Annotated in this window: 27 protein-coding genes and 6 tRNA genes; 19 read left to right on the top strand and 14 right to left on the bottom strand. The window is 62.7% G+C overall.

Annotated elements, in window-relative coordinates:
* Positions 1–15 precede the first annotated feature (15 nt).
* Both WBK23_RS18535 and WBK23_RS18530 read right to left on the bottom strand, forming a co-directional pair.
* On the bottom strand, positions 16–342 hold the full coding sequence (locus WBK23_RS18535) for an EscU/YscU/HrcU family type III secretion system export apparatus switch protein (protein ID WP_424485397.1): 327 nt from the start codon (positions 340–342) through the stop codon (positions 16–18).
* Positions 339–1,886, bottom strand: a complete 1,548-nt coding sequence (locus tag WBK23_RS18530; protein WP_424485396.1) for a flagellar hook-length control protein FliK — start codon at positions 1,884–1,886, stop codon at positions 339–341. Before WBK23_RS18530 ends, WBK23_RS18535 begins: the two co-directional genes overlap by 4 nt.
* 163 nt (positions 1,887–2,049) lie before the next feature.
* Here WBK23_RS18530 and ccmA point away from each other — a divergent pair, with 163 nt between their 5' ends.
* The 10 genes from ccmA to WBK23_RS18480 all read left to right on the top strand — a co-directional run bounded on the left by ccmA (position 2,050) and on the right by WBK23_RS18480 (position 9,377).
* On the top strand, positions 2,050–2,685 hold the full coding sequence (gene ccmA / locus WBK23_RS18525; protein ID WP_424485395.1) for a cytochrome c biogenesis heme-transporting ATPase CcmA: 636 nt from the start codon (positions 2,050–2,052) through the stop codon (positions 2,683–2,685).
* A complete protein-coding gene (gene ccmB / locus WBK23_RS18520; RefSeq protein ID WP_424485394.1) occupies positions 2,682–3,353 on the top strand; it encodes a heme exporter protein CcmB in 672 nt (223 codons plus the stop codon). The genes ccmA and ccmB overlap by 4 nt, the downstream gene beginning before the upstream one ends.
* A 73-nt stretch (positions 3,354–3,426) precedes the next feature.
* Positions 3,427–4,194 (top strand): heme ABC transporter permease, encoded by a 768-nt coding sequence (locus WBK23_RS18515; protein ID WP_424485476.1) that lies wholly within the window; start codon positions 3,427–3,429, stop codon positions 4,192–4,194.
* Entirely contained in the window at positions 4,194–4,370 is a 177-nt protein-coding gene (gene ccmD / locus WBK23_RS18510; protein ID WP_424485393.1) for a heme exporter protein CcmD, read from the top strand. Before WBK23_RS18515 ends, ccmD begins: the two co-directional genes overlap by 1 nt.
* On the top strand, positions 4,367–4,855 hold the full coding sequence (gene ccmE / locus WBK23_RS18505; protein ID WP_424485392.1) for a cytochrome c maturation protein CcmE: 489 nt from the start codon (positions 4,367–4,369) through the stop codon (positions 4,853–4,855). Before ccmD ends, ccmE begins: the two co-directional genes overlap by 4 nt.
* The gene (locus WBK23_RS18500) at positions 4,852–6,825 is read left to right on the top strand and encodes a heme lyase CcmF/NrfE family subunit (protein WP_424485391.1); all 1,974 of its coding nucleotides are present in this window, start codon (positions 4,852–4,854) and stop codon (positions 6,823–6,825) included. The genes ccmE and WBK23_RS18500 overlap by 4 nt, the downstream gene beginning before the upstream one ends.
* On the top strand, positions 6,822–7,358 hold the full coding sequence (locus WBK23_RS18495) for a DsbE family thiol:disulfide interchange protein (RefSeq protein WP_424485390.1): 537 nt from the start codon (positions 6,822–6,824) through the stop codon (positions 7,356–7,358). Before WBK23_RS18500 ends, WBK23_RS18495 begins: the two co-directional genes overlap by 4 nt.
* Positions 7,355–7,852, top strand: coding sequence for a cytochrome c-type biogenesis protein (locus tag WBK23_RS18490; RefSeq protein ID WP_424485389.1), 498 nt, complete (start codon positions 7,355–7,357; stop codon positions 7,850–7,852). The genes WBK23_RS18495 and WBK23_RS18490 overlap by 4 nt, the downstream gene beginning before the upstream one ends.
* On the top strand, positions 7,852–9,057 hold the full coding sequence (gene ccmI, locus WBK23_RS18485) for a c-type cytochrome biogenesis protein CcmI (RefSeq protein WP_424485388.1): 1,206 nt from the start codon (positions 7,852–7,854) through the stop codon (positions 9,055–9,057). The genes WBK23_RS18490 and ccmI overlap by 1 nt, the downstream gene beginning before the upstream one ends.
* The gene (locus tag WBK23_RS18480; protein ID WP_424485387.1) at positions 9,054–9,377 is read left to right on the top strand and encodes a hypothetical protein; all 324 of its coding nucleotides are present in this window, start codon (positions 9,054–9,056) and stop codon (positions 9,375–9,377) included. Before ccmI ends, WBK23_RS18480 begins: the two co-directional genes overlap by 4 nt.
* A gap of 6 nt (positions 9,378–9,383) precedes the next feature.
* Here the strand turns inward: WBK23_RS18480 and WBK23_RS18475 are convergent, their stop codons facing one another.
* From WBK23_RS18475 to WBK23_RS18460, 4 genes are all read right to left on the bottom strand, one after another.
* On the bottom strand, positions 9,384–9,827 hold the full coding sequence (locus WBK23_RS18475; RefSeq protein WP_424485386.1) for a MerR family DNA-binding protein: 444 nt from the start codon (positions 9,825–9,827) through the stop codon (positions 9,384–9,386).
* 74 nt (positions 9,828–9,901) lie between these two features.
* Positions 9,902–10,660: an MlaA family lipoprotein gene (locus WBK23_RS18470; RefSeq protein WP_424485475.1), complete on the bottom strand. Its 759-nt coding sequence runs from the start codon at positions 10,658–10,660 to the stop codon at positions 9,902–9,904.
* A gap of 10 nt (positions 10,661–10,670) precedes the next feature.
* A complete protein-coding gene (locus WBK23_RS18465; protein WP_424485385.1) occupies positions 10,671–11,969 on the bottom strand; it encodes a serine/threonine protein kinase in 1,299 nt (432 codons plus the stop codon).
* Between the two features lie 168 nt (positions 11,970–12,137).
* Positions 12,138–12,710, bottom strand: coding sequence for a hypothetical protein (locus WBK23_RS18460; RefSeq protein ID WP_424485384.1), 573 nt, complete (start codon positions 12,708–12,710; stop codon positions 12,138–12,140).
* A gap of 103 nt (positions 12,711–12,813) precedes the next feature.
* Between WBK23_RS18460 and WBK23_RS18455 the strand changes: the two genes are divergently transcribed.
* Entirely contained in the window at positions 12,814–13,182 is a 369-nt protein-coding gene (locus tag WBK23_RS18455; protein ID WP_424485383.1) for a hypothetical protein, read from the top strand.
* Here WBK23_RS18455 and WBK23_RS18450 read toward each other — a convergent pair whose 3' ends face one another.
* The 5 genes from WBK23_RS18450 to WBK23_RS18430 form a co-directional block, all read right to left on the bottom strand.
* Entirely contained in the window at positions 13,183–14,742 is a 1,560-nt protein-coding gene (locus tag WBK23_RS18450; protein ID WP_424485382.1) for a beta (1-6) glucans synthase, read from the bottom strand. It abuts the gene before it with no gap.
* Positions 14,743–14,837: 95 nt separating this feature from the next.
* Positions 14,838–15,062: a DUF2061 domain-containing protein gene (locus WBK23_RS18445; protein ID WP_424485381.1), complete on the bottom strand. Its 225-nt coding sequence runs from the start codon at positions 15,060–15,062 to the stop codon at positions 14,838–14,840.
* Between the two features lie 355 nt (positions 15,063–15,417).
* Positions 15,418–15,494 (bottom strand) — tRNA-Pro (locus tag WBK23_RS18440).
* A 9-nt stretch (positions 15,495–15,503) separates the two neighbouring features.
* Positions 15,504–15,579, bottom strand: a tRNA-Asn gene (locus tag WBK23_RS18435).
* A 64-nt stretch (positions 15,580–15,643) separates the two neighbouring features.
* Positions 15,644–16,840: an amino acid aminotransferase gene (locus WBK23_RS18430; RefSeq protein ID WP_424485380.1), complete on the bottom strand. Its 1,197-nt coding sequence runs from the start codon at positions 16,838–16,840 to the stop codon at positions 15,644–15,646.
* Positions 16,841–17,027: 187 nt separating this feature from the next.
* Here WBK23_RS18430 and uvrB point away from each other — a divergent pair, with 187 nt between their 5' ends.
* A complete protein-coding gene (gene uvrB, locus WBK23_RS18425; protein WP_424485379.1) occupies positions 17,028–19,043 on the top strand; it encodes an excinuclease ABC subunit UvrB in 2,016 nt (671 codons plus the stop codon).
* 96 nt (positions 19,044–19,139) lie between these two features.
* Here uvrB and WBK23_RS18420 read toward each other — a convergent pair whose 3' ends face one another.
* From WBK23_RS18420 to WBK23_RS18410, 3 genes are read right to left on the bottom strand one after another with little or no spacing between them, the layout of a single operon-like run.
* Complete coding sequence (locus WBK23_RS18420; RefSeq protein WP_424485378.1) at positions 19,140–20,039, bottom strand: EamA family transporter; 900 nt, start codon at positions 20,037–20,039, stop codon at positions 19,140–19,142.
* 47 nt (positions 20,040–20,086) lie between these two features.
* Complete coding sequence (locus WBK23_RS18415; protein WP_424485474.1) at positions 20,087–21,577, bottom strand: MDR family MFS transporter; 1,491 nt, start codon at positions 21,575–21,577, stop codon at positions 20,087–20,089.
* 49 nt (positions 21,578–21,626) lie between these two features.
* On the bottom strand, positions 21,627–22,676 hold the full coding sequence (locus tag WBK23_RS18410) for an HlyD family secretion protein (protein WP_424485377.1): 1,050 nt from the start codon (positions 22,674–22,676) through the stop codon (positions 21,627–21,629).
* A 106-nt stretch (positions 22,677–22,782) separates the two neighbouring features.
* Here WBK23_RS18410 and WBK23_RS18405 point away from each other — a divergent pair, with 106 nt between their 5' ends.
* The 7 genes from WBK23_RS18405 (at position 22,783) to WBK23_RS18375 (ending at position 26,699) form a co-directional block, all read left to right on the top strand.
* The gene (locus WBK23_RS18405; protein WP_424485376.1) at positions 22,783–23,703 is read left to right on the top strand and encodes a LysR family transcriptional regulator; all 921 of its coding nucleotides are present in this window, start codon (positions 22,783–22,785) and stop codon (positions 23,701–23,703) included.
* A gap of 32 nt (positions 23,704–23,735) precedes the next feature.
* Positions 23,736–25,217, top strand: a complete 1,482-nt coding sequence (gltX, locus tag WBK23_RS18400; protein WP_424485375.1) for a glutamate--tRNA ligase — start codon at positions 23,736–23,738, stop codon at positions 25,215–25,217.
* Between the two features lie 289 nt (positions 25,218–25,506).
* Positions 25,507–25,582, top strand: a tRNA-Ala gene (locus tag WBK23_RS18395).
* Between the two features lie 63 nt (positions 25,583–25,645).
* Positions 25,646–25,721: transfer RNA gene (locus WBK23_RS18390), tRNA-Glu, on the top strand.
* Positions 25,722–25,772: 51 nt separating this feature from the next.
* Positions 25,773–25,848 (top strand) — tRNA-Ala (locus tag WBK23_RS18385).
* Positions 25,849–25,912: 64 nt separating this feature from the next.
* Positions 25,913–25,988, top strand: a tRNA-Glu gene (locus WBK23_RS18380).
* A 171-nt stretch (positions 25,989–26,159) separates the two neighbouring features.
* Entirely contained in the window at positions 26,160–26,699 is a 540-nt protein-coding gene (locus WBK23_RS18375) for a TetR/AcrR family transcriptional regulator (protein WP_424485374.1), read from the top strand.
* The last annotated feature ends 7 nt before the right edge of the window (positions 26,700–26,706 follow it).

Below are 26,706 nucleotides of genomic sequence, written 5' to 3'. Positions count from 1 at the left end.
ACCTTCAAACAGTACTCAGCGCGCCGGACCTTCCAGCAGGCGCAGCGGTGGCGTGATGTCGTTGTCGCGCTCACTGCCTGCCGGGCACTTGCCCTTTAGGTACCAGGCAAAGGCAATTATTTCCGCGATGCAGCGATACAGCTGCTCGGGAATCGCGTCGCCCAGCTCCAGCCGCGCCAGCAGGCGCACCAGTTCGGCATTCTCGTAGATCGGCACTTCGTATTCGCGGGCGATGGCCAGGATGGCTTCGGCCAGTTCGTCGTCACCCTTGGCGCTGAGTATCGGCGCGCTCTGGCCGTCGTAGGTCAGGGCAATGGCTTGGCGCGGCGTGGTCTTCTTCATGCGGTTTCATCTACCCAGCGTTGTTCCAGGTTGGTACGCGGGCCGCGCGGTGGCGTGCCTTGACTGCAGCTGATGTCGCCGACCTGCACCCCGGCCGAATTTAGGCGTTGGCGCAGGTTGTCCAGCTCGGCATCGATCAGGCTGACAGTGCTGCTGCGTTCGGCCCACAGCTGGCTCGACAGACGGCCGTGGGCCAGCTGCGCCTGCACCTGCAAAGGCCCTAGCGGGTCGAGGTCGAAGGCCAGTTCGACTTTCCACAGGACCTCTTTTTTCTCCTGCTTGCCCGGCTTGTTGCTTTCGTCGCGCTGGATTTTCACCTGCAAGGGCACCAGTTCCTGCTGGTTGCGCATCGGCAGCTCCAGCTGCCAGGTGGTCAGCAGGTTGCCGTCTGGGCCGACCTGGCTCTGTGCCAGGCTGGAGAGCTGATGGGTTTGTAGGCGCGAGATGGCCGCCGCGGCGAGTTTCAGCAGAGCTTCCAGATCGGCTTCGCCTTCCATCGCCTGCAGCAAGCGGGAGGGCAGCGGGAAGTTCAAGGCCTGCTGGCGGCTACTGGCTTTGCCAATGCTGCCAAGCAGGTCGCGCGCCAGGGCGGGCATGGCCTGAGCCAGTGCCGAGCTGGCCGTGCTTGCCGCGGCCAGTGGGGTGCCTGGGGGCAGGTTCGGCAGCAGCTGGGTGATCAGGCGCAGCAGGTTGGCTTTCAAATCGTTGGGCAGGGCATGGCCCTGGCCGCCGAGCAGTTTGCTCTCCAGCAGGATGCCGCTGTTCTCCAAGGCCTGCGCCACGCCTTTGCTGGTAGTCAGCTGGGCTGCGTCGGGCAGGGCATTGAACAGCTTGTCGATGCTGGTGCGCAGGCCTTCGCTCACCCCCGGGGCGCTGCGTAAGCCCTGCAAGCTGCTGAACAGGCCCTCCAGCGAGCCTTGGCGGTTGCTTTGGCTGCCCAGCTGCTGGCTCAGTGCGAGCTGGTCGAGGCGGCCGCTCAGTGGCAGGAAATTCAAGGCCTGGCTGCCTTGCACCTGGGCGCTAAGCAGGCTGCCGAGGGGTAGGGGCAGCGGGGTTTCCAGCGCCAGCTTGCTGCCGGCCAGGGGCGTATTGAGCAGGCTCAGCACGACCTTGTAGATCAGCTGCTGGGCCTTGCCTTGCACCAGTTGTTCGCGCGCCACCACTTTGCCTTGCAGCAGGGTGCCGATAGGCAATTGCTCCAGATCCAGGCTGGTTAGTGCCTTGTCGCCGCCGGCCAGCACGGCGAGGGCCAGGCGGGTTTCCGAGAGCGCGGTCACAGCCAACGCGGTGCCTTGGGCCAGCGGGCGTGGGCTGCTGGCTTCAAGGGTGGTCTGACGGCCGTTATCCAGAGTGATTTTGAGCAGCATCTGAAAGCTTTGCGCTACTTCCTTCAGGGCGATAACTTCGGCTTTGGCTGTTTCGCCACTGGCCAGCAGGCCTTGCATGGGCTGCAGCAGTTTCACCGCCAGATCGGCCGCCATGGCATTGGGGCGGCTGCTGGAGGGCGTCGGTGGGAGCGGCCGTGGGCTGCTGATTTCGCTCATTGGCGGGTTACACCCTGTCGAAAATGCCCACTGCGGGAGGCGGGGCTGGGCATGTATAATCGCGCCCCGTCTGGTTCGGCTGCGCATTCCACTTGCGTCAGTATAGCGGCCAAGACTCTGCCGACTTGAACAGCTTTTGCCAGCCATCTTAGGTGCCGATGCCTTGACCAGCCCTCTTCTCGAAGCCGTGGCGCTCGCCTGTGAGCGGGACTGGCGCATGCTCTTCGAGCGCCTGGAGCTGCGTCTGGTTCCCGGCGAGATGTTGCAGGTGGCCGGCCCCAATGGCAGCGGCAAGACCAGCCTGCTGCGTTTGCTCGCCGGGTTGATGCAGCCCAGCGCCGGCGAAATTCGCCTCAATGGCCAGCCGTTGGCCACCCAGCGCGCCGAACTGGCACGCACCCTGTTATGGATGGGTCACGCTGCCGGCATCAAGGGCTTGCTGACAGCCGAGGAAAACCTCACCTGGCTTTGCGCCTTGCATCAACCTGCCGAACGCGCGGCCATCTGGCAGGCGCTGGAAGCGGTAGGTCTGCGCGGTTTCGAGGATGTGCCGTGTCACACCCTGTCCGCTGGCCAGCAGCGCCGCGTGGCGTTGGCCCGCTTGTACCTGCCGGGGCCGCAGCTGTGGGTACTCGATGAACCCTTCACCGCCCTTGATAAAGATGCCGTGGCGCAGCTGGAACAACATCTGGCGGCGCACTGTGAGCAGGGCGGCCTGGTGGTGCTGACCACCCACCATACGTTGACGGTCAAACCGGCCGGTTACCGTGAGCTTGATCTGGGGCAGCGTCCGTCATGAGCAATGTCTTTAGCCTGCTGCTGGCCCGTGAGGCGCGGCTGCTGTTTCGTCGCCCGGCCGAATTGGCCAACCCGCTGGTGTTCTTCGCCATCGTGATTGCGCTGTTCCCGCTGGCCGTCGGTCCGCAGACGCAGTTGTTACAAAGCCTTTCGCCTGGGCTGGTGTGGGTGGCGGCGCTATTGGCCGTATTGCTCTCGCTGGACGGGCTGTTTCGCAGTGATTTCGAGGACGGCTCGCTGGAGCAGTGGGTCCTTTCGCCGCACCCCCTGGCTCTTCTGGTTTTGGCCAAGGTGCTGGCACACTGGCTGTTCTCTGGCCTGGCCTTGGTACTATTGGCCCCGCTGCTGGCGCTGATGCTTGGTTTGCCGGGGCGCTGCCTGCCGGTGCTGCTGCTCTCGCTGCTGCTCGGTACCCCAGTGCTAAGCCTGCTGGGCGCGGTGGGCGCGGCGCTGACCGTTGGCCTCAAACGCGGCGGCCTGCTGCTGGCGCTGCTGATTCTGCCGCTGTATATCCCGGTGCTGATTCTCGGCAGCGGTGCGCTGCAAGCCAGCCTGCAAGGATTGCCGGCGGTCGGCCACCTGTTATGGCTGGCCAGCCTCGCCGCACTGGCGGTGACCTTGACACCTTTTGCCATCGCCGCCGGTCTGAAGATCAGCGTCGCTGAGTAGACAATAAGCCTGAATGGCCGGTTGATCCGAGTGCCTGCCTGCGCCCGGATCAGCCCTAGCACTGATGAGTAACCTGATGAACTGGATGTGGTTTCACAAATTGGGCTCGCCCAAGTGGTTTTATGAGATCAGCACACGTTGGCTGCCCTGGCTGGCGGCGGCTGCCGTGCTGTTGCTCAGCATTGGCCTGGTTTGGGGCCTGGCGTTCGCGCCGCCGGATTACCAGCAGGGCAACAGCTTTCGCATCATCTATATCCATGTGCCGGCCGCCTTCCTCGCTCAGTCGATCTACGTGATGCTGGCGGTGGCCGGCACCGTGGGCCTGGTGTGGAAGATGAAACTGGCCGATGTCGCCCTGCAGCAGGCTGCGCCCATCGGCGCCTGGATGACCGTGATCGCCCTGGTCACCGGTGCGGTTTGGGGCAAGCCGACCTGGGGCACCTACTGGGTGTGGGATGCGCGGCTGACCTCGATGCTGATCCTGCTGTTTCTGTATTTCGGCGTGATTGCCCTGGGTAATGCCATCACTAACCGCGACAGCGCCGCCAAGGCCTGCGCGGTGCTGGCGATTGTTGGCGTGGTGAATATCCCGATCATCAAATACTCGGTGGAGTGGTGGAACACCCTGCACCAGCCGGCCACTTTCAGCGTGGTTGAGAAACCGGCCATGCCGTTCGAGATGTGGATGCCGCTGTTGATCATGGTGCTGGGCTTCTACTGCTTCTTTGGTGCCGTGCTGCTGATGCGCATGCGCCTGGATGTGCTCAAGCGCGAGGCCCGCAGCAGCTGGGCCAAGGCCGAGATCAAGGCTGCAGTCAAGGCGCAGGGGGAGAAGGCGTAATGAGTTTTTCCTCGTTCAGCGAGTTTCTCGCCATGGGCACGCATGGCCCTTATGTGTGGTCCTGCTATGCCATCAGCCTGGCGGTATTGGGGCTGAATGTGGCGCTGCCAATCCTGGCGCGTCGCCGTTATCTGCAAGACGAGGCGCGTCGTTTGCGCCGGGAGGAGTCGAAGTGAACCCCGTGCGCAAAAAGCGTCTGTTTATCGTCCTGGCCATCATCGCGGGTGTCGGTATCGCCGTGGCCTTGGCCCTGAGCGCGCTGCAACAGAACATCAACCTGTTCTACACCCCGACGCAGATCGCCAATGGCGATGCGCCGCAGGACACCCGCATCCGCGCCGGTGGCCTGGTGGTGGAGGGCTCGGTAAAGCGTTCCAGCGATTCGCTGGACACCGATTTCGTGGTCACCGACGGTGCCAAGAATGTGACCATCCGCTACAGCGGCATCCTCCCGGACCTGTTTCGCGAAGGGCAGGGCATCGTCGCCATGGGCAAGCTCGATGGCAGCGGCGTGCTGATTGCCGATGAAGTACTGGCCAAGCACGACGAAAACTATATGCCGCCGGAAGTCATGCAGGCCCTGGAAAAGAGCGGCATGAAGCAGCAACACGACGCCGCCCAAGCGGCCAAGCAGGCGTCCAAACTGGAGAGCGCGCAATGATTCCCGAGCTTGGCCATTTGGCGATGATCCTGGCCCTGTGCATGGCGCTGGTGCAGGCCACCCTGCCGCTGATCGGTGCCTGGCGCGGCGATCGCCAGTGGATGAGCCTGGCGCAGCCGGCGGCCTGGGGCCAGTTCAGCTTTATGCTGTTCGCCTTTGTCTGCCTGACCTACGCCTTTATGGTCGACGATTTCACCGTCGCCTATGTCGCCAACAACTCCAACACAGCGCTGCCCTGGTACTTCAAATTCAGCGCCGTATGGGGCGCACACGAAGGCTCGCTGCTGCTCTGGGGCCTGATTCTGGCCGGCTGGACTTTTGCCGTGTCGATCTTCTCGCGCCAGCTGCCGGAAGAGATGCTGGCCCGCGTGCTGGGCGTGATGGGGATTATCAGCATCGGTTTTCTGCTGTTTCTGATCATCACCTCCAACCCGTTCGAGCGCCTGCTGTTCGATACCCCGGCCAATGGCCGTGACCTCAATCCGCTGTTGCAGGATTTTGGCCTGATCATTCATCCGCCGATGCTCTATATGGGCTATGTCGGCTTCTCCGTGGCCTTCGCCTTCGCCATCGCCGCGCTGCTTGGCGGCAAGCTGGATGCTGCCTGGGCGCGCTGGTCGCGGCCGTGGACCATCATTGCCTGGGCGTTCCTCGGTGTCGGTATCGCGCTGGGCTCCTGGTGGGCCTACTACGAACTCGGCTGGGGCGGCTGGTGGTTCTGGGACCCGGTGGAAAACGCTTCCTTTATGCCTTGGCTGGTCGGCACCGCGCTGATCCACTCCCTGGCCGTCACGGAAAAGCGTGGCGTGTTCAAGAGCTGGACCGTGTTGTTGGCGATTGCCGCGTTTTCCCTGAGCCTGCTGGGGACCTTCCTGGTACGTTCCGGCGTGCTGACTTCGGTGCATGCCTTCGCCAGCGACCCTGAGCGCGGCGTATTTATCCTGGCCTTCCTGTTGCTGGTGGTCGGTAGCTCGCTGGCGCTGTTTGCTGTTCGCGCGCCGGTGGTTAAAAGCCAGGTCGGCTTTGCCCTGTGGTCGCGGGAAACCCTGCTGCTGGTGAACAACCTGATTCTGGTAGTGGCGGCGGCGATGATTCTGCTCGGCACCCTCTACCCGCTGGTGTTGGACGCCATGACCGGGGCCAAGCTGTCAGTCGGCCCGCCGTACTTTAACGCCCTGTTTGTGCCGTTGATGGGCCTGCTGATGGCGATGATCGCGGTCGGCGTGATCGTGCGCTGGAAGGACACGCCCGTGCAGTGGTTGCTGCGCATGCTGACCCCGGTGTTGATCGGCAGTGTGGTATTGGCCGTGCTGGCCAGCCTGCTCGCCGACGACTTCAACTGGGCGGTGCTCGGCGTTTGCTTGCTGGCGGCTTGGGTGGTGTTGGCCGGTGCGCGCGATATCGTCGAGAAGACCCGTCACAAAGGCTTTTTCCGCGGCCTGCCGAGTCTTACCCGCAGCTACTGGGGCATGCAGACCGCGCACCTGGGCATGGCGGTGTGCGCCTTGGGCGTGATTCTTACCAGCATGGGCAGCTTCGAGCGCGATATGCGCATGGCCCCCGGTGAGTCGGTGGAGATCGGCGGTTATCAATTTATCTTCGAAGGCGCGGAACACTTCGAAGGGCCGAACTTCACCTCGGACAAAGGCACCGTGCGCATTCTCGAAGACGGTCAGCAGATTGCCCTGCTGCACCCGGAAAAACGTCTGTACACCGTGCAGCAATCGGTGATGACCGAGGCGGGCATCGATGCCGGGCTGACCCGTGACCTGTTCGTCGCCCTCGGCGAGCCGCTGGAAAACGGTGCCTGGGCGGTGCGTGTGCATATCAAACCGTTCGTGCGCTGGATCTGGTTCGGCGCGATTCTGATGGGCCTGGGCGGCGTGCTCTCCGCGTCCGACAAGCGCTACCGGATGAAGGTGCGCACCCGCGTACGTGATGCGCTGGGCATGGCCGGAGCACAAGCATGAAGCGTCTACTGCTGTTATTGCCGCTGGTGCTGTTTCTCGGTGTGGCGGTGTTTCTCTACCGCGGCCTGTTCCTTGATCCGACGGAATTACCTTCGGCGCTGATCGGCAAACCCTTCCCGCAGTTTTCCCTGCCGGCGGTGGCCGATGGCAAGGCCATCAGCACCGCGGACCTCAAGGGCAAGCCGGCCTTGGTCAACGTCTGGGCAACCTGGTGCGTGGCGTGCCGCGTCGAGCATCCGGTGCTGAACCAGTTGGCCAAGCTCGGCGTGACCATTCACGGGGTCAACTACAAGGACGACAACGCCGCCGCGCAGAAGTGGCTGACGGAGTTCCATAACCCTTACCAGCTGAATATCAATGATGCTCGCGGCACCCTGGGCTTGGACCTCGGTGTGTACGGCGCGCCGGAAACCTTCCTGATCGACAAGGACGGCATCATTCGCCACAAGTTTGTCGGCGTGATTGATGAGCGTGTCTGGCGCGAAGAGCTTGCTCCGCGCTACCAGGAGCTGGTCGATGAGGTGCAGCCATGAAGCGCCTGCTGATTGCTACCGTATTGGGCCTGGCCGTGCTTGGCACCGCCCAGGCCGCTATCGACACCTACGAGTTTTCCACTGAGGCCGAGCGCGAGCGTTATCGCAATCTGGTGGAAGAGCTGCGCTGCCCCAAGTGCCAGAACCAGAATATCGCCGATTCCGATGCGCCGATTGCCATGGACCTGCGTGCACAGATCTTCCGCATGCTGGAAGAAGGGCAAAGCAACCAGCAGATCATCGATTTTCTGGTCAGCCGCTATGGCGATTTCGTGCTGTACAAGCCGCCGGTCACGGCGCGCACCCTGTTGCTGTGGTACGGCCCGGCTGGCTTGCTGGTCGGTGGTTTCGTGATGCTCGGGGTCATCGTGCTGCGCCGTCGTGGCAAGCAGAGTGTTGCCTCCAGTGGCCTGTCTGCGGATGAACAGCAGCGTCTGGCTGCTCTGCTCGATCAACAACCAGCTAACCAATCGCCTGTGGATAAGAAAGACTGATGATCGAATTCTGGTTATGCGCCGGCCTGCTGTTGCTGACAGCCCTGGCTTTTCTGCTGATCCCGGTGCTGCGTGCGCGCAAGGTGCAGGCCGAAGAGGACCGTACTGCACTCAACGTCACCCTGTATCAGGAGCGCTTGCAAGAGCTGCAAAGCCAGCACGCGGCCGGTGCGCTGGACGCGCAGCAGCTGCAGGATGGTCGCGATGAGGCCGCCCGTGAGCTGCTGGCCGATACCGAAGGCGCGCAGAGTCAAAAGCAGCGAGTGCTGGGCAGCAAGATTCCGTTGCTGATCGCCCTGTTGATGCCCGTGCTGGGTGGCGGCCTGTACCTGCACTGGGGCGCGCTGGATGATATCGAGCGTGCGCAGGCGAGCGCCGGGCAGCCGAAAACCATCGAAGAGATGACGGCGCGCCTGGAAGCTTCGCTCAAGACCAATCCGGATTCGGCCGAAGGCTGGTACTTCCTCGGCCGTACCTATATGGCGCAGGAGCGTGCACCGGAGGCTGCGCAGGCCTTTGAGCGCGCGGTCGGCATCGTCGGGCGTGAGCCGGAACTGCTTGGGCAGTGGGCGCAGGCGCTGTATTTCGCCGGCAACAAACAGTGGAACGCGCAGTTGCAGGCACTGACCGACGAGGCGTTGAAAGCCGATCCGGCGGAAGTCACCAGCCTCGGCCTGTTGGGTATCGCCGCCTATGAGGATGGCCGCTTTGCTCAGGCCATCGCGCACTGGGAGCAACTGGTGGCGCTCCTGCCGGAGCAGGACCCTTCGCGTGCGGCGATCCAGAGTGGCATCGACCGGGCGCGCAGCAGCCTCGGCTCGCCGACTGACAGCCTGGCAGCGGTCGCTGCGACGGCCCAGGGCCTGACGGTCAAGGTCGAGCTGGCGGCGGCGTTGCAAGGCAAGGTGCAGCCGGGCGACTCGGTATTCATCTTCGCCCGCGCGGTGTCCGGTCCGCCCATGCCGCTGGCGGTCAAGCGCTTGAGCGTGGCCGACTTGCCGGCGCAGGTCAGCCTGTCGGACAGCGATGCGATGATGCCGCAGCTGAAAATCTCCGGCTTCAAGCAGGTGCAACTGGTGGCGCGCATCTCGCGCAGTGGCAATGCCAAGACCGGTGAGTGGATTGGCAGCAGCCAGCCGTTGGCCAGCAATACGGCCGAGACGCAGCAACTGATCATCGACAGCGCAGACGGCCAGGCCCAATGAGCCTGCTACTGAAGCCGTTGCTGCTGGGCGCTGTGTTGCTGCTGGCCGCTTGTTCCCAGGCTCCGCTAAGCGTGCCGAGCAGCACGCCGAGCGGTAGCAGCAATCATCCACGCTTTGCCCCGCCGCCTGGAGCGCAAAGCCGCTGGGACGGCCAGCTGGGCGTCTATGTGGTGGGTGGTGCGCGTGATCTGTATTACCGCGAGCGCACCTACTACCGCTGGAACAGTGGCTGGAGTTGGGCCAGCAACCCGAACGGGCCCTGGCTGCCGACGGACAGCAGCGGCGTGCCGCCAGGTCTGTATCACCGCTACGCGCAGTAAAACTTGTCAGTGAGCGGGGCAGGGCGTTGCCGGGCGGCGCTCGATATCCGGTTCGAAATCCTCGATCAAACGGCAGATGGCCTGGCCATCAGGGGCGCATTCGCCCTTGCCGGCCCAGTCGTCGAAGGCGTTTTGCATCACCAGCGCCAGGCGTTGACATTCCTCGATATGCGCCTGTAAAGCGGCCAGACGCTCGCTCAGCAGGTCGCGCACTTCGCCGCAGGGCGCGTGGCCATTGTCGGCGCTGGCCAGAATCTGTTGGCTGTCTTTCAGGCTAAAGCCCAGGCGGCGGGCGCGGGCGATAAAGCGCAGGCGTTGCAGGTCACGGCTGGCGTATTGCTGATAGCCGTTGGCCGGGTCGCGGGTCGGTCGCAGCAAACCCAGGTCGGTGTAATGACGCACGGTTTCAGGGCTGACAGCGGCGGCTTTGGCCAGTTGGGCAACGCGCATATTCCATCTCCAGAATCGACAAGGGCCGCGCCAGGTTAAAACCTGGGGGCGGCCCTTGGGTCAAGCTCGTCGGTTTACTCGGCGATCTGCAACTTGCGCGCCTCGTGGTAGACGAAGCGGATCTTCTCGTACTCGAACGGCGTGTTGAGCTGGCCGTAGCGGAAGTTCACCGTGGAGCGTTGGTCGACCACTTCCAGCAGAATGATTTCCGGGTGGTTGCGGCTGACTTCGGCAACGTTCAGCAGGTTGACCTGGCTTTTGACTGCAGTATCGACCACCAGCCCGCCGGTATCGCGCAGGTTGGAGGGGCCGAGCAGCGGCAACATCAGGTAAGGCCCGGCCGGGGTGCCGTAGAAGCCCAGGGTCTGGCCGAAGTCTTCCTTCTGCTTGGGCAGGCCCATGCGCGTAGCCGGGTCCCACAGGCCGGCAACACCGATGGTGGTGTTGAGTAGCAGGCGCGCAGTGGTCTGCATCGAGCGCTTGCCCTTGAATTGCAGCAGGCTGTTGACCAGGTTGGGTACATCACCCAGGTTGCTGAAGAAATTGCTGACGCCGCTTTGCACCAGGTTCGGGGTGATATAGCGGTAGCCATCGACAATCGGCAACAACACCCATTCATCGGCGCGGTAGTTGAAGTGGTAGACCCGTCGGTTCCACGACTCCAGCGGGTCATAGACCTGCAGCGCGCTGAGGGTTGAGCGCTCGAACTCGCGCTGATCCAGCCCGGGGTTGAATTGCAGATGCTGCAACGGCTGCTTGAAGCCGTCGGGATCCGTTGCATGTTCTGCCTGCGCCAGGTTGCTGCCGAGCGCCAGGGCCAGTAGTAAGGCAATGCGAGAAGTCTTAACCACGGAAGAACTCCAGCATGGCGTCGCTATTGACGCGGTAATTGAGGTTGCCGCAATGGCCACCGAGTGGGTAGACGGTCAGGCGGTCACCGAGGGTGCGGCGCAGGAAACCGAGGTCGCCTGGGCCGAGGATCACGTCGTCGGCGTTGTGCATCACGGCGATCTTGCTGCTGTTTTTCATGTAGTCGGCCAGGGCATACAGGCTGACCTGGTCGATCAGCTGAGCCAGGCTGCCGCCGTCATAGCGGGCCCGCCACATGGGGATCAGTTGTTCGCTCATGTAGCAGTCGAAGTCGCACTGCAGGGCGCGCTTGAAGAAGGGCGTAAGGCTGGTGCTTTCGCTGATCGGGAAGCTCACCGGGGTGAGCAGGCCGCGGCGGTTGATCAGGTCCGAGGTGAAGGCGATATCCGCCGAGGAAAAACGGAAGGCTGCGCCGATCAGCATGGCCATCTGCTCATCGCTGAGCTGCTCGCCAGAGTTCTGGAAGTCATAGAGCAGGGCGTCATTGATGTCGACGTAGCCCTTTTCCTGGAAGTAGCGGGTCAGCTTGCCCAGCACCAGCTCATAGAAAGTGGTGCTGTTGTCGATGCCCTTGACCTTGGTCTGCACCAGGCGGTCGAGGTTGCTGACCGAGGTGTAGAGGTTGACTGGCGGGTTGAGCAGCAGCACGCGCTTGAAGTTGAAGCTGCGGCGGGTTTCGTCCAGCTCGCTGACGAAGGCGGCATGCAAGCCGCCGAGGCTGTAGCCGGTCAGGTGGTATTCGCTGACTTTCAGCTTCGGGTGCTGGGCGCGCACGGCCTGCATGGCGCGGTACAGATCATCGGCGTCGTCGCGGCTGATGCCGGGGGTGGCAAAACGCGAGGCCGATGCCATGAAGTCATAGCTGGTCGGCGAAGACAGCTGCACCACGTGGTAACCCGCGCCGTAGAACAGCTTCTTCAGGTATTCCGGGGTGCTGCTGGCGTAATGCGCGCCGGTGCCGGCGATGATAAAGATCAGCGGTGCCTCACCCGGCTGCTGGGCCAGGCGGTAGCGCATCTTGCTCACCGACCAGAAGTTGTCCGGCAGCTTGAATTCGCGGTCTGGGCGCAGGCGGATCTGGTAATCGTCCTGGTCGATAGCGTCGTTAGCCGGCAGTTCAGGGCGCAGCTCGGGCGGGGTGGTCGCCAGGGTGGCTTCGAACGGGTTGCTCAATGGGTAGCCGTAGCTACTGGCATCGATATCAGCGGCGCTCAGCGGTGTGGCCATGGCTAAGCAACTGAACAGGGCGAGCAGGTGGGAGAGGCGCGGCATGGCTATGTCTCTTGGGAAGCTAGCGGACTGTGGTGGTTTTCAGCGGCACTGTTCGACCACGCAGCCTGGCTGGAGTGCTCAAGATTGCTCTTGCGCTGAGGCTCGCGGAATGCGTCGAGAAGATGGAACTGTGGTGAGAATGCCTGATCAGGGCGGCTGCTTACAAGCTTAAGGAATAACAGCCAGCTGCTCGACCCAGATCAGCTCGCAGGCGCCGTCGCCCGTGTCTTCGCGGCTGAGCGAGCTGATCCAGCGATAGCCGTCGTCGCCCTCAACGCTGACCAGTTGCCCCTGCAGGCGAATCTGCTGGCCAGGCTTGAGTTGCGCCAGGGTCTGTGCCACTGCAGGGGTGGCCGGAATCAGGTGCATGTTGGCGCTGTGGGTTTCAATCTGCCGGCGCTCGATGGGCAGTTGCTCGGCGCGCCAGAAGTACCAGCGGTTGCGCTGGCTGATGCTGATATGACGCAGCACCTCGGGGTTGGCCATCGGCCCCCAGCCCAGCGCCAGGTCGGTCGGCGACAGCTTGGCACCGCGATCGAGGTAGTAGTCTTCGCGGGCGAGAATCCGCGCTTCCAGCTGAAAATCCTGCAGGGCACTGAGATTGTGCTCGGCCACGCGCCAGCTGCCGGTCGATAGCGGTGTGCTGGGCGGCAGGCTGCTGGGCACGGGTTGCACGATCACCCACAGCAGCCAGAGGCCGAGCAGGCTCGCGCTGATCAGGATCAGGCGGCGGATAAGCATGCGGGGGATTCTAGCCGTAGCGGCTATGGCTGGCGACTCGGGGGGTGTTATCCGTGGCGGGGCGGCTTATCCTACGCAGCCTTTTTATCTGCCTGAGCTGCTTATGTCCCGCTATCTGCCTCTGACTGCCCTGTTGATCGCCGCCGCCCTGTGTCTGGCCTTGAGCTTTGCGCTGCGTTACCAGTTGATGGAAGGCGCGCAGTGGGTCGGCCTGTGCGTCGATGCTCCGGAGCAACTGGCTTGCCAGGTGCGCGCGGGCCTCGGCTGGTTGGTCCACTTCCGGGTATTGGCTTGGGGTTCCTTGATCTGTGCACTGCTGGCGTTTGTGCTGCCAGGTGCCTGGGGCAAGCGCCTGGCGGTACCGGCATTGCTGCTCGGTCTGCCGGCGCTGGTGTTGTACAGCGCCAGCCTGGGCGTATTCGCCGTGGTGCTGGCGCTGCTGCGCTGGGTACGCGCGCCGCAAACTGCCTGATCAGGCGGTCTGCGTTTTAACTCGCAGGCTGCGCCACAGCGCCGCGACCAGCAATGCGCTGGTCAGCGCCCAACCCAGGGCCTGCCAGTTGTTCAGGGTTTCCTGGTACAGCTGCGGCGCAATGCACGCGCCGATCAGTAGGGCGAGCAGGGCGACTTCACGGCGATAACCGCCCACCGGGCGACACAGGTAGACCAGCGCTGGCAGCAGCAGGGCGGCGCTGGGGAAGCTGCGGTAGCGCGCATCCACCACCAGGGCGAGCATCATCACCGCGCCGGCAAAGCCGCTCAGCGCCAGCCACAGTGCGCCACGGCTATGCAGCCAGTTGAACAGGCGGGCGCGCCAGCCATTCCGGCTGCTCAGCCACAACGCCGCATGACTCAGCACCAGTAGGTTCAACGCCAGCAGCGCGGCAGCCCATAGCCATTCGCCGAGGAAACGGCTGGTAACCAGGCTCAGCTCGCTGAACAGGCCGATACAGGCAGCCTCCAGCGCCGCCAGCAGCGGCAGCAAGAGGGCGGCGCGGGCGGATGCTGGACGACCGGCGAACAGCAGGGTGGCGGCCGCCAGGATCAGGCTGAAGGCCAGCCAGGCGGACCACTGCGGCAGATTGGACACGGGGCCGGCGAGAATCGACTTGTCCTGGCGGTCGGCGTCATACAGTCCCCAGTAACCGCCTACGGCACCTTCGCTGACGCGCTTCCACGGCTGATCGAAGGCTTCGATCAGGTTGTAACGCCAGCCATTCTGCTCGGCCATGGCAACGAAGCCGCGAATGAACTTGGCTTGGTTGACCAGGCTCGGCACCGCGGTTTCACGCTGGCGGCCTTCGCTGGGCCAGCCGGTTTCGCCGATCAGGATGTCCTTGGGCGCATAGGCATTGCCGAAGGTCTGGCGCACCTCGGCGACTTCATGCAGGGCCGTCTCGATGCCGGCAGGGTTGTCTTCCCAGTAGGGCAGCAGGTGGATGGTCAAGAAGTCCACCGCCGGGGCGACTTCCGGGTGTTTGAGCCAGAACTCCCAGACATCGGCGTAGGTCACCGGCTGCTCGATCTGCGCCTTGACCTGTTCGATCAAGGCCACCAGTTGCTGCGGGGTGACTTCCTTGCGCAGCAGCGCCTCGTTGCCGACGATCACTGCCTGGACCACATCCGGGTGGGCGTTGGCAATCTTCACCAGGCCGGCAATCTCAACCGCCGTGTCGGCCGGATTGCGGCTGACCCAGGCCCCGACTATCAGTTTCAGGCCATGCTTGCGGGCCATGTTCGGCAGGTCTTCCAGGCCGGTCACCGAATAGGTGCGCAGGCACTCGAAGCGCTCGGCGAGCAGCGCGAGGTCAGCTTCCATGCGCTCGGGGCGCAGCTGCATCGGCAGGTCGAAGGGCGATTGGTCCTTGTCGAAGGGCGTGTAGGACGCGCACTGCAGCTTGTGCGTTGGCGTGGCGGCATCCGCCAGTTCGACCGGCTGGCCAATGCCATACCAGAGACCGAACAGTGCCAGCAGGCCGAGCAGGCAGGCAAAGACGTAAGGGGCAACAGGGAAGCGAGAAGTAGCGGGCATGATCGGACGCGTATGGTGGCTGAGCCGCGCATAGTAGCGGATTGCCCCGCCACACTGCTGGCTGTTTTTACGCCCTGCTCAGGCGTATCAAGCCGTCATGCTTGGTGATGCAGCCAGGCATGTTTGGGGCGTGCAGCGGCGGATGCCGAGCGGCCTTCAATGCGCTGCCAGACCTTTTCATGGAAGTAGAAACCCACCGAGTTGCACAGCGGCTCGATGGCGGCCACCAGACCGCTGGCCGCGATGCTGCCGGTCAACGCGTAAGTGACGCCGAAGGCGATGCAGAAGTGCATCAGGGTGAAGGTCACAGTCTTGAGCATGGCGCACCTCGAGTGAGAATTGTTCTTCATTGAGGTGCAGGCTAGTCGCTCAAGCGTTATTGGCGAAATGTTGTGTTTGAATGGCTTCGATAGCTTTTGATGATTGATGCGGTGGGCCGATCCCATGCCGCAGCTAACGGGTAAATAGCCAATAAAAACTGTCTGGAACAGTCTTTAACGTTGCGTCGCGATGGCCAGAAGGGTTGCTGCCATGGATGGCAAGCCAATAAAAAACCCGCACTAGGCGGGTTTTTTACTTTCAAGCGAGCTTGAAAGGGTGTGGCGTGCGGTATTCGAACCTACGAGCAATGGCTCAAAAACCAACTGCTCTACTCACTGAACGAATGACCAAAAATGGTCGGGGTAGGGGGATTCGAACTCCCGACATCCTGCTCCCAAAGCAGGCGCGCTACCGGACTGCGCTATACCCCGATGTACTACTGGCTCCGCGACCTGGACTCGAACCAGGGACCCAATGATTAACAGTCATTTGCTCTACCGACTGAGCTATCGCGGAACGATGGCGCGTATCCTACTGATTAGAAAGGGGAAGTCAATACCTGATCGACTCCCCCAATGCTTCAGAGGACGGCTGCAATCGCCTGCGTGACGGCTGGCAGGTTGCGCTGATTGAGCGCGGCGACGCAGATGCGCCCGGTGCTGACGGCATAGATGGCGAACTCGTTCTTCAGTCGCTCGACCTGCTCGGCAGTCAGGCCGGAGTAGGAGAACATGCCGCGCTGCTGGGCGACGAAGCCGAAGTCACGTTTGCAGTTCAGCGCCGCCAGTTGCTCGACCATGGCCATGCGCATACCGCGAATGCGCTCGCGCATTTCGCCCAGCTCGGCTTCCCACATGGCGCGCAGCTCAGGGCTGTTAAGTACGCTGGCGACCACGGTGGCACCGTGGGTGGGCGGGTTGGAATAGTTGGTGCGGATCACGCGCTTGGCTTGCGACAGCACGCGGCCGGCCTCTTCCTGGCTGCCGGTGACGATGGACAGCGCGCCGACGCGCTCGCCGTACAGCGAGAAGGATTTCGAGAACGAGCTGGACACCAGGAACGGTATGCCGGACGCGGCAAACAGGCGCACGGCAAAGGCGTCCTGCTCGATCCCGGCACCAAAGCCCTGGTAGGCGATGTCGAGGAACGGCACGTGCTCGCGCTCGCGCAGCACCTCCAGCACGGCTTTCCAGTCGTCCAGCGACAGGTCGACGCCGGTCGGGTTGTGGCAGCAGGCGTGCAGCACGACCACCGAGCGCGCCGGCAGGTTCTTCAGGTCTTCGAGCATGCCGGCACGGTTTACCCCGTGGCTGGCCGCGTCGTAATAGCGGTAGTTCTGTACCGGGAAGCCGGCGGACTCGAACAGCGCGCGGTGGTTTTCCCAGCTTGGGTCGCTGATCGCGACCACTGCGCCTGGCAGCAGGCGCTTGAGGAAGTCGGCACCGGTCTTCAGTGCGCCGGTGCCGCCAATGGCTTGGGTGGTAATCACCCGGCCGGAGGCGATCAGTTCGGAGTCGGCACCCAGCAGCAATTTCTGCACGGCACTGTCGTAGGCGGCGATGCCTTCGATCGGCAGATAGCCGCGCGGTGCGTGAGCTTCAATGCGGGCCTTCTCGGCCTCGGCTACGGCACGCAGCAAGGGAATGCGGCCTTCCTCGGTAAAGTAGACACCAACGCCCAGGTTGACCTTGTCGGTCCGGGTATCGGCGTTGAACGCTTCATTGAGGCCCAGGATGGGATCGCGCGGTGCCATTTCGACGGCAGAGAACAGACTCATGGATGCGACAGCTCTGAAGAGGAGAGATGAGGGTCGGGCAACACCTGCTACGACTGGGGCTAGGGGTTGCGTAAGTGGGCCGTTAGTATAACGACCCATACCGTGTGTCGCGACAGCGCGCACACGCATTTCAGTTGTTATGACGTACGCTTTCAGATCGCGTCACAGTCGTTTGTCGAGGTCAGTCATGTCCGAGTTTCAATTGGTCACCCGTTTCCAGCCAGCCGGCGATCAGCCGGAGGCTATTCGGCAGATGGTCGAGGGGCTGGAGGCGGGGTTGTCGCACCAGACCCTGCTGGGCGTGACCGGCTCCGGCAAGACGTTTTCCATCGCCAATGTAATCGCGCAGATCCAGCGCCCGACCCTGGTGCTGGCCCCCAACAAGACCCTGGCAGCGCAGCTGTATGGCGAGTTCAAGAGCTTCTTTCCGAACAACGCGGTGGAGTACTTCGTCTCCTATTACGACTACTACCAGCCTGAAGCCTACGTGCCGTCCTCGGATACCTTTATCGAGAAGGACGCCTCGATCAACGACCATATCGAGCAGATGCGCCTGTCGGCGACCAAGGCGCTGCTGGAACGGCCGGACGCGATCATCGTCACCACCGTGTCGTGCATCTACGGCCTGGGCAGCCCCGAGTCGTATTTGAAGATGGTGCTGCACGTTGACCGTGGCGATAAAATGGACCAGCGCGCCTTGCTGCGTCGCCTGGCTGACCTGCAATACACCCGCAACGACATGGACTTCGCCCGCGCCACCTTCCGCGTGCGCGGCGATGTGATCGACATCTACCCGGCCGAATCGGACCTGGAAGCCATCCGCGTCGAGCTGTTCGACGACGAGGTGGAAAGCATCTCGGCCTTCGATCCGCTGACCGGCGAGGTGATCCGCAAGCTGCCGCGCTTCACCTTCTACCCCAAGAGCCACTACGTCACCCCGCGCGAGGTGCTGCTGGAAGCGGTGGAGAAGATCAAAGTCGAGCTGGTTGAGCGTCTGGACTACCTGCGCAGCAATAACAAGCTGGTGGAGGCCCAACGCCTGGAGCAGCGCACCCGTTTCGACCTGGAGATGATCATCGAGCTGGGTTACTGCAACGGCATCGAAAATTACTCGCGCTACCTGTCCGGGCGCGATTCCGGCCAGCCGCCGCCGACGCTGTATGACTACCTGCCGGATCAGGCGCTGCTGGTGATCGACGAGTCCCACGTCTCGGTGCCGCAGGTTGGCGCGATGTACAAGGGCGACCGTTCGCGCAAGGAAACCCTGGTCGAATACGGCTTCCGCCTGCCCTCGGCGCTGGATAACCGGCCGATGCGTTTCGAGGAGTGGGAGGCGGCCAGCCCGCAGACCATCTTCGTCTCCGCTACGCCGGGCAACTACGAAGCCGAGCATGCCGGGCGAGTGATCGAGCAATTGGTGCGGCCGACCGGCCTGGTCGACCCGCAGATCGAGGTGCGCCCGGCGCTGACCCAGGTCGACGACCTGCTTTCGGAAATCCACAAACGCGTGGCCATCGAGGAACGCGTGCTGGTCACCACCCTGACCAAGCGCATGGCCGAGGACCTGACCGATTACCTGGCCGATCACGGCGTCAAGGTGCGTTACCTGCACTCGGACATCGATACGGTAGAGCGGGTCGAGATTATCCGCGACCTGCGCATCGGCGCGTTTGATGTGCTGGTGGGCATCAACCTGCTGCGCGAAGGCTTGGATATGCCGGAAGTGTCGCTGGTGGCGATTCTCGATGCCGACAAGGAGGGCTTTCTGCGTTCCGAGCGTTCGCTGATCCAGACCATCGGCCGCGCCGCGCGTAACCTCAACGGCCGGGCGATTCTCTACGCCGACCGTATGACTGGCTCGATGGAGCGCGCCATCGGCGAGACCGAGCGGCGGCGCAACAAACAGATCGCCTTCAACGAAGCCAACGGCATCATCCCCAAGGGTGTGTTCAAGGACGTCCAGGACATCCTCGAAGGCTCCGTCGTCCCTGGCTCGCGCAGCAAGAAGCGCAAGGGCATGGCCCAGGCCGCCGAAGAAAGCGCGCGTTACGAGAACGAGCTGCGCTCACCGAGCGAAATCAGCAAGCGCATCCGCCAACTCGAAGAGAAGATGTACGCCCTGGCCCGCGACCTGGAGTTCGAGGCCGCAGCGCAGCTGCGCGACGAGATTCACAAGCTGCGCGAGCGGTTGTTGCAGGTGTGATTTAGCGAATGTGAGAGGGGTATTGTGTGGGAGGGGCTTTAGCCGCGAACAAGCTGTCCCCTGTCGCGGCTAAAGCCCCTCCTACAAAGTTTGCGATTAACGGCGGCCGAAGATAATCAGCACTACACCGCCCAGCGTGATGCCGCATGCCAGCATCGCCAGCAGGCTGAGGCGTTCACCCAGCAGCAGGTAGCCCAGCAGTAATGCCACCACCGGGTTGACGAAGGCGAAGGTCGACACCAGGCTCGGCCGCACTTCACGCAGCAGCCAGAAGTAGGCCGGGTATACGCCCAGGCTTACCGGCAGCACCAGATACGCCAGCCACAGCCAACCCTGCTGGCTAATGGCGCGCAGATCGAGCGCCTGCCAGTCGCCGTGCCACCAGCCGAACAACGCCAGCAGCAGTGCGCCGATCAGCATTTGTAGGCTCAGACCCAGCCAGCTGGAGCGAAATGGCGGACGCTGGCGCATCAGCCAGGCGCCGCCGGCCCAGAGCAGGGTGGCGAACACCACTAACAGGCCGGCGAACCATTGTTCAGCCGAGGCCTGGTGATCCAGGCCGTTGTTCATCAGCAGCACGATGCCCGCGCAGGCCAGCGCCAGGCCGGCCATTACCCACAGCGGTGGGCGCTCGCCGAGCAGCCATTCCAGCGCCACGCTCCATAACGGCAGGGTGGTGTAGAGCATCGCCAGCATGCCGGTCGGCAAATACTGGTTGGCATAGATCAGCGCGCCCTGGCCGACCGCAATCAGCGCCAGGCTGCCGATCAGCACACCACTCCAGTCGCTGCGCTGGATGTGCAATTGACGGCTGAGAATTACCCAGGCCAGCGCCAGAGCCCCAGCAATCGAGAAGCGCAGGCTGCCGATAACGAAGGGCGGCAACTCCAGCAGGAGGAAGTGGTTGGCTAGGTAGGTGGTGCCCCAGCCGATGTAAATCGTGGCGAAAGCACCAATCAGCAGCAATGTGCGGGCGCGCGAAGCAGAAACGGACATGGATGACCTGAAGCAGCAGCGCGCCGTTAAACGACGCGCGGGATGGATTAGTGCGCGGCACCACCGGTGGTGCCGGCGGGCAATTTGCGGGTCAGCAGTACAGCCAGCATGCTGATGCCGAGGGCGATGCCGATGCAATGAAAGGCGTCATTGTAGGCCATGATTGCGGCCTGCTGATGGGCGATCTCGCTGAGCTTGGCCAGTGCCGCCTGTTCGCTGCCGAGTTTTTCCGCCAGCAGCGCGAGGCGTTCGGCGACCTGCGGGTTACTCGGTACCAGCGACTCGCGCAGGTAATCGAAATACACCTTGGCGCGGCTATCGAGCAGCGTGGCGAGCAGGGCGATGCCGATGGCTCCGCCGAGGTTGCGCAGGATGTTGAACAGACTCGACGCCGAGCCGGCATCCTGCGGCAGGGTATAGGCGGTGGCGATCAGCGAGATGGTCACCATCACCAGCGGCTGGCCGAGCGCGCGCAACAGCTGGATATGGTTGAACTGCTCGCCGGCGAAGTCCGGGTTGAGCACGCCCGAAAGGAAGCTGGCCAGGCCGAACAGGCCAAAGCCCATGGCGCACAGCCATTTCGGCGACACCACTTTCATCAGCAGCGGCACCAGCGGAATCAGAAACAGCTGTGGCACGCCCATCCACATGATCACCTCGCCGATCTGCAGGGCGTTGTAGCCCTGGATCTGCGCCAGGTACAGCGGCAGCACATAGATCGAGCCATACAGACCCATGCCCAGGCCGATGCTGGAAATACTCGACAGGCCGAAGTTGCGCTCACGCAGCACGCCGAGGTTGATCAGCGGGTTGGGCCGCGACAGCTGCAGGATGACGAACAACACCAGGCTGATCGCGGCAATGCTGCCCAGCCCGCTAATCAGGCTGGATTCCAACCAGTCCTTGCGGTGGCCTTCTTCGAGAAACACCTGCAAACAGCCGAGTCCCATGCCGAGGGTGACGATACCGGCGTAATCGGTGCTTTTCAGCAACTGCCAATCCGCGGCCTTCTTCTCCAGGCCGTACATCAGCCCTGCGATCATCAGTAGGCCGGGCGGCACGTTGATATAGAAGATGTATTCCCAGCCCCAGTTTTCCGTCAGCCAACCTCCCAGGGTCGGGCCGATTGACGGCGCGAACGTGGCGGTCAGGGCGAACAGCGCCATGCCCTTGGCCCGGTGGTGTTCCGGCAGCTTGATCAGGGTCAGGGTGAACGCCAGCGGGATCAGCGCGCCGCCGGTAAAGCCCTGCATGGCGCGGAACACGATCATGCTCTCCAGGCTCCAGGCCATCGAGCAGAGCAAGGATGAAGCGAGGAAGCCCAGCGACACCCACACCGCCAGGCGGCGCGCCGAAAGCAGCTGCACCAGCCAGGCGGTGAGCGGAATCATGATGATTTCCGCCACCAGGTAGGAGGTGGAAATCCACGAGCCTTCTTCCAGGGTGGCCGACAGCGCGCCCTGGATGTCTTTGAGCGATGAGTTGGTGATCTGGATGTCCAGCACGGCCATAAAGGCACCGAGCATCACACTCATCACCGCGATCCAGTCGCGCCGGCTCGGTTCGCCGGTGGGGCGAATCAGCGCATCAGCCGCCATGTTGTGCTGCGCTGGCGATATCGACCTTGACCTCAACCGACATGCCCGGGCGGATCAGGCCTTTGAGCGGGTTGTCCGCAGCAAAGGTCAGCTTGACCGGAATCCGCTGTACCACCTTGGTGAAGTTGCCGGTGGCGTTGTCCGGCGGCAGCAGGCTGAACTGCGCGCCGGAGGCGGCGAACAGGCTTTCGACCTGCGCCTCGATTGGCGTGTCAGGGAAGCTGTCGAAGATCAGCTCGGCGCTTTGCCCGGGGCGCATATGGCCGATCTGGGTTTCCTTGAAGTTGGCCTGAATCCAGATGTCCTGATCCGGCACTAGCGACAGCAGGTAGGCACCGGTCTGTACATATTGGCCTTGGCGCGCGGCGCGCTGGCCGATAAAGCCGCTGATCGGCGCGCGAATCTCGGTGCGGGCGATATTCAGCTCGGCCTGGGCCAGGTCGGTGCGCGCGCTGCTGATCTGTGCTTCGAGGCGCTTGATCTCGGCTTGCAGGGTGCTGATCTGCTGGCGCTGGGCTTGCAGGTCGGCCTGCGCCTTGCTCACGTGCGAGCGGGCGATGCGGCTGTCGGCGGCCAGGGTGGTGACGCGCTCTTCGGAGACGAAGCCGGGCTTGCGCAGGGTTTGCGCGCGGGACAGGTCGATCTGCGTGCGGCCCAGAGTGGCTTCGCTGGCCGAGACATCGGCGCGGCTGGCGGCAATCAGGCTGTCCTGTTGGTCCAGGGTGCTGCGCGCCTGGCTCAGCTCGGCCTCGCGGGTGGCCAGGGTGGCCTGGGCGCGTTGCTTGGCCAGTTCGAAGTCGGCGCTTTCCAGCACCAGCAGCAACTCGCCTTGTTCGACGTGCTGGTTGTCCTGCACCAAGACCTTGTCGATACGCGCGCCTAGCTGGCTCGACACGCGGGTTATCTCGCCCTGCACATAGGCGTTGTCGGTGCTTTCTAGGTAGCGGCCGATCAGCAGCCAATGGCCGAAGAAGGCCGCGATGATCAGGCCGAGGATGGCCAGGAAGATAAACAGTCGGCGTTGCAGTTGGGCAGGCATGGCAGGCGCTCGAAGCTCGGGCAAAAGTGTAAGCAAATCTAACAGTGTTCCTTTCGCGCCTGTAGTCGTTAGACTTCGGAAACTTTGTTGCTTATAGGGAACAATAATGGGCTTGGATGATGCGTTGATCTTTACCCGTGTGGTCGAGTGCCACAGCTTTACCCAGGCGGCGCAGGGCTTGGGTATGCAGAAGTCGACAGTCAGTCGGCGGATTGCCTTGCTCGAGGAGCGCCTCGGGGTGCGTTTGCTCAATCGCACCACGCGCAAGCTGCGCCTGACCGAAGTCGGCCAGGCCTACTACGAGCGCTGCCGGCAGATCATGCTCGACTTCGCCGAGGCCGAGCAGGCGGTGATGCAATTGCAGCTGGAGCCTTCCGGCTTGCTGCGGATCACCGCACCGATCGAGTTCGGCCAGCTGTTTCTCGGTCAGGTGCTGGGCGACTTTATGCGCCAGTACCCGCAGATCAGCGCCGAAGTGGAGCTGACCTCGCGGCATGTCGACCCGGTCGAGGAGGGCATCGATATCGCCATCCTGGTTGGCCGGCCGCAGGATTCCACCCTGATCGCGCGCAAGGTGCTCGAAACCAGCCGCCGGCTGTATGCCAGTCCGGATTACCTGGCCCAGCATGGTACGCCGCAGACGGTGGCCGAGCTGGCGGGGCACCGGGCGATTCTGCTGCCGAATGATTCGCCACGTTATTGGCCGCTGCTCGGCGAAAGCATCGGCTGCCAGCGGGTGTTGTCGTGCAACAACATCACCTTTGCCCGCGAGGCGGCGCTGGCCGGGGCCGGGATTGCTGGCTTGCCGATCATGATCAGCGATCTGGCCGTGCAGCAGGGGCGCTTGCTTGAGCTCTTGCCGCAGGCCAGCCTGCCGGTGGGCGAGTTGTATGCGGTCTACCCGTCGCGGCGGTTTCAGGCGATGAAAGTGAAAACCTTCCTGGATTTCCTCATGCACGCTCTGCCGTTGTCGGATGGTCGGCTGCTGGAGCCGGCCATGGCAGGCCTGTTAAGATCGCCGCCTTAATCCGCGTTCACTGCAATTCTTCGAGACTCTCCATGACCACCGTCCGCACCCGTATCGCGCCGTCACCCACTGGCGATCCGCACGTAGGCACCGCCTATATCGCCCTGTTTAACCTGTGCTTTGCCCGTCAGCACGGTGGCGAATTTATCCTGCGTATTGAAGATACCGACCAGGTGCGTTCGACCCGCGAGTCGGAACAACAGATCTACGACGCTCTGCGCTGGCTGGGTATCGAGTGGAGCGAAGGTCCGGATGTCGGCGGCCCGCACGGCCCGTATCGACAGAGCGAGCGCGGCCATATCTACCAGAAATACAGCGCCGAGTTGGTGGACAAGGGCCATGCCTTCCACTGCTTCTGCAGCGCCGAGCGCCTGGACAAGCTGCGTGCCGAGCAGATGGAGGCCAAGCAGACGCCGCGTTATGACGGCCACTGCATGCACCTACCCGCCGCGGAAGTGCAGCAGCGCCTGACCGCAGGCGAGCCGAACGTAGTACGCATGAAGGTGCCGAGCGAAGGCGTGTGCGTGGTGCCGGATATGCTGCGTGGTGAAGTGGAGATCCCCTGGGATCGCATGGACATGCAGGTGCTGATGAAGACCGATGGCCTGCCGACCTACTTCCTGGCCAACGTGGTCGACGATCATCTGATGGGCATTACCCATGTGCTGCGCGGCGAAGAATGGCTGCCGTCGGCGCCCAAGCTGATCCTGCTGTACGAGTACTTCGGCTGGGACAAGCCGCAGCTGTGCTATATGCCGCTGCTGCGTAACCCAGACAAGAGCAAGCTGTCCAAGCGCAAGAACCCGACCTCGATCACCTTCTACGAGCGCATGGGCTTCCTGCCGCAGGCGATGCTCAACTACCTTGGCCGCATGGGCTGGTCGATGCCCGACGAGCGCGAGAAGTTCAGCCTCGACGAGATGGTCGCGCACTTCGACATCAACAGGGTTTCCCTCGGCGGGCCGATCTTCGACCTGGAGAAGCTGTCCTGGCTCAACGGCCAGTGGATGCGTGAATTGAGCGTCGAAGAATTCGCCGCTGGCGCGCAGAAATGGGCGTTCAACAGCAACTACCTGATGCAGATCGCGCCGCACGTGCAGGGTCGGGTCGAGACCTTCAGTCAGATCGCGCCGTTGGCCAGCTTCTTCTTCGCCGGTGGCGTGGCCCCGGATGCCGCGCTGTTTGAGCACAAGAAGCTCTCGGCCGAGCAGGTGCGCCAGGTCATGCAGCTGATCCTGTGGAAGCTGGAAGCGCTGCGTCAGTGGGAGAAAGACAAGATCACCGGCTGCATCCAGGCGGTGGTTGAGCACCTGGAGCTGAAGCTGCGCGATGCCATGCCGCTGATGTTTGCCGCTATCACCGGGCATGCCAGCTCGGTGTCGGTGCTGGATGCCATGGAAATTATCGGTCCGGACCTGACTCGCTTCCGTCTGCGTCAGGCCATCGAGCTGCTCGGTGGCGTGTCGAAGAAGGAAAACAAGGAATGGGAGAAACTGCTGGCGGCCATCGCCTAAGAACCTGCTTCGGATCTGCTGCGCGTCGGCGATACTGCGTTAAAAATGGCCTCGGAATGCTCATTTACAGCCCGTAAACTCTGCTTCCTCGGCCATTTTTGCCTTATCTCGCTCTAGCTCGCGAGCTCCGAAGCAGGTTCTAAGCCGCTGATTGCCCCGTCCGGCCGTCGTTTTGGCGCGCCGGGATGGGGTAAGTGGTTGTTCTGTCAGCATAAAGAATGCAGGTGTAGGTAAAAATATTGTTGACAGCGGTGGGGCGTGCTCTTAACATGCGCCCCGTCCTTGAGATGGGGCTATAGCTCAGCTGGGAGAGCGCTTGCATGGCATGCAAGAGGTCAACGGTTCGATCCCGTTTAGCTCCACCATCTTCAAAGCCGCAAGGCTTGCCACAATCAGCTCCAGAGCTGGTTGCGTTGTAGAAGGGTTACGTCCCCTTCGTCTAGTGGCCTAGGACACCGCCCTTTCACGGCGGTAACAGGGGTTCGAGTCCCCTAGGGGACGCCAGTTTCAAAAAGCAGTGCCGGTTTGGGCTGTGAGCCGAGAGGCGATAAATCTGGGGGTATAGCTCAGCTGGGAGAGCGCTTGCATGGCATGCAAGAGGTCAACGGTTCGATCCCGTTTATCTCCACCAATTTTGCAGTAGCAACAACTGCCACGGGGCCAGCGTAAAGCTGGCCTTGTTCTTCGAAGGTTTCGTCCCCTTCGTCTAGTGGCCTAGGACACCGCCCTTTCACGGCGGTAACAGGGGTTCGAGTCCCCTAGGGGACGCCATTTTTGCCCGTTCTGCGGGATTTTGAAGGGTCATTCTTATGGAATGGCCCTTTTGTTTTTTCAGCCCGAAAATTTCCTTTTGCCCGAATGCAGCCGACCAATGGTCGTGATTGGCGCTTGCTTAAAATTATTACGAGCATAATATTTCAAGCGTAATATTCGGAGGCAGCGATGAACGACAAGAAAGCTCAGACCCGTGAACGCATTCTCGCCGCAGCCAGCGCCGCCTTGCTGCAGCGCGGCCCTGCTGAACCCAGCGTCGGCGAAGTGATGGGTGCGGCCGGGCTGACGGTAGGCGGCTTCTACGCGCACTTCGACAGCAAGGACGCGCTGATGCTGGAAGTGTTCCAGCAGATGCTCTGCCAGCGCCGCGAGCTGATTGAGCAGATGGACAGCCAGTTGCCGGCTGAGGAGCGCCGCGCGCTGTTGGCGGCGTTCTACCTGTCGCGCAAGCACCGCGATGCCAGCGACCAGGGCTGTCCGCTGCCCAGTTCGCTGGGTGAGCTGACGCGCCTGTCGGAGGGTTTCCGCACGGTGCTGGCCGAGTATGTCGAGATGATGAGCGCACAGCTGGCTGCCACTCCGGAGGATGCCAACAAGGTGTTGGCTGATCTCGCATTGATGGTAGGGGGGCTGGCGCTGGCGCGGGCGCTGGGCCCTGGTGAGTTGTCTGACCGCGTCTTGCGTGCCGCCAAGTCGGCAATCGTTTGAGGAGAAT

It is taken from the genome of Pseudomonas sp. (assembly GCF_049653025.1).
GTDB lineage: Bacteria > Pseudomonadota > Gammaproteobacteria > Pseudomonadales > Pseudomonadaceae > Aquipseudomonas.
The sequence above is the reverse complement of the archived record's forward strand: the minus strand, read 5'-3'. Positions and strand labels throughout refer to the sequence as shown.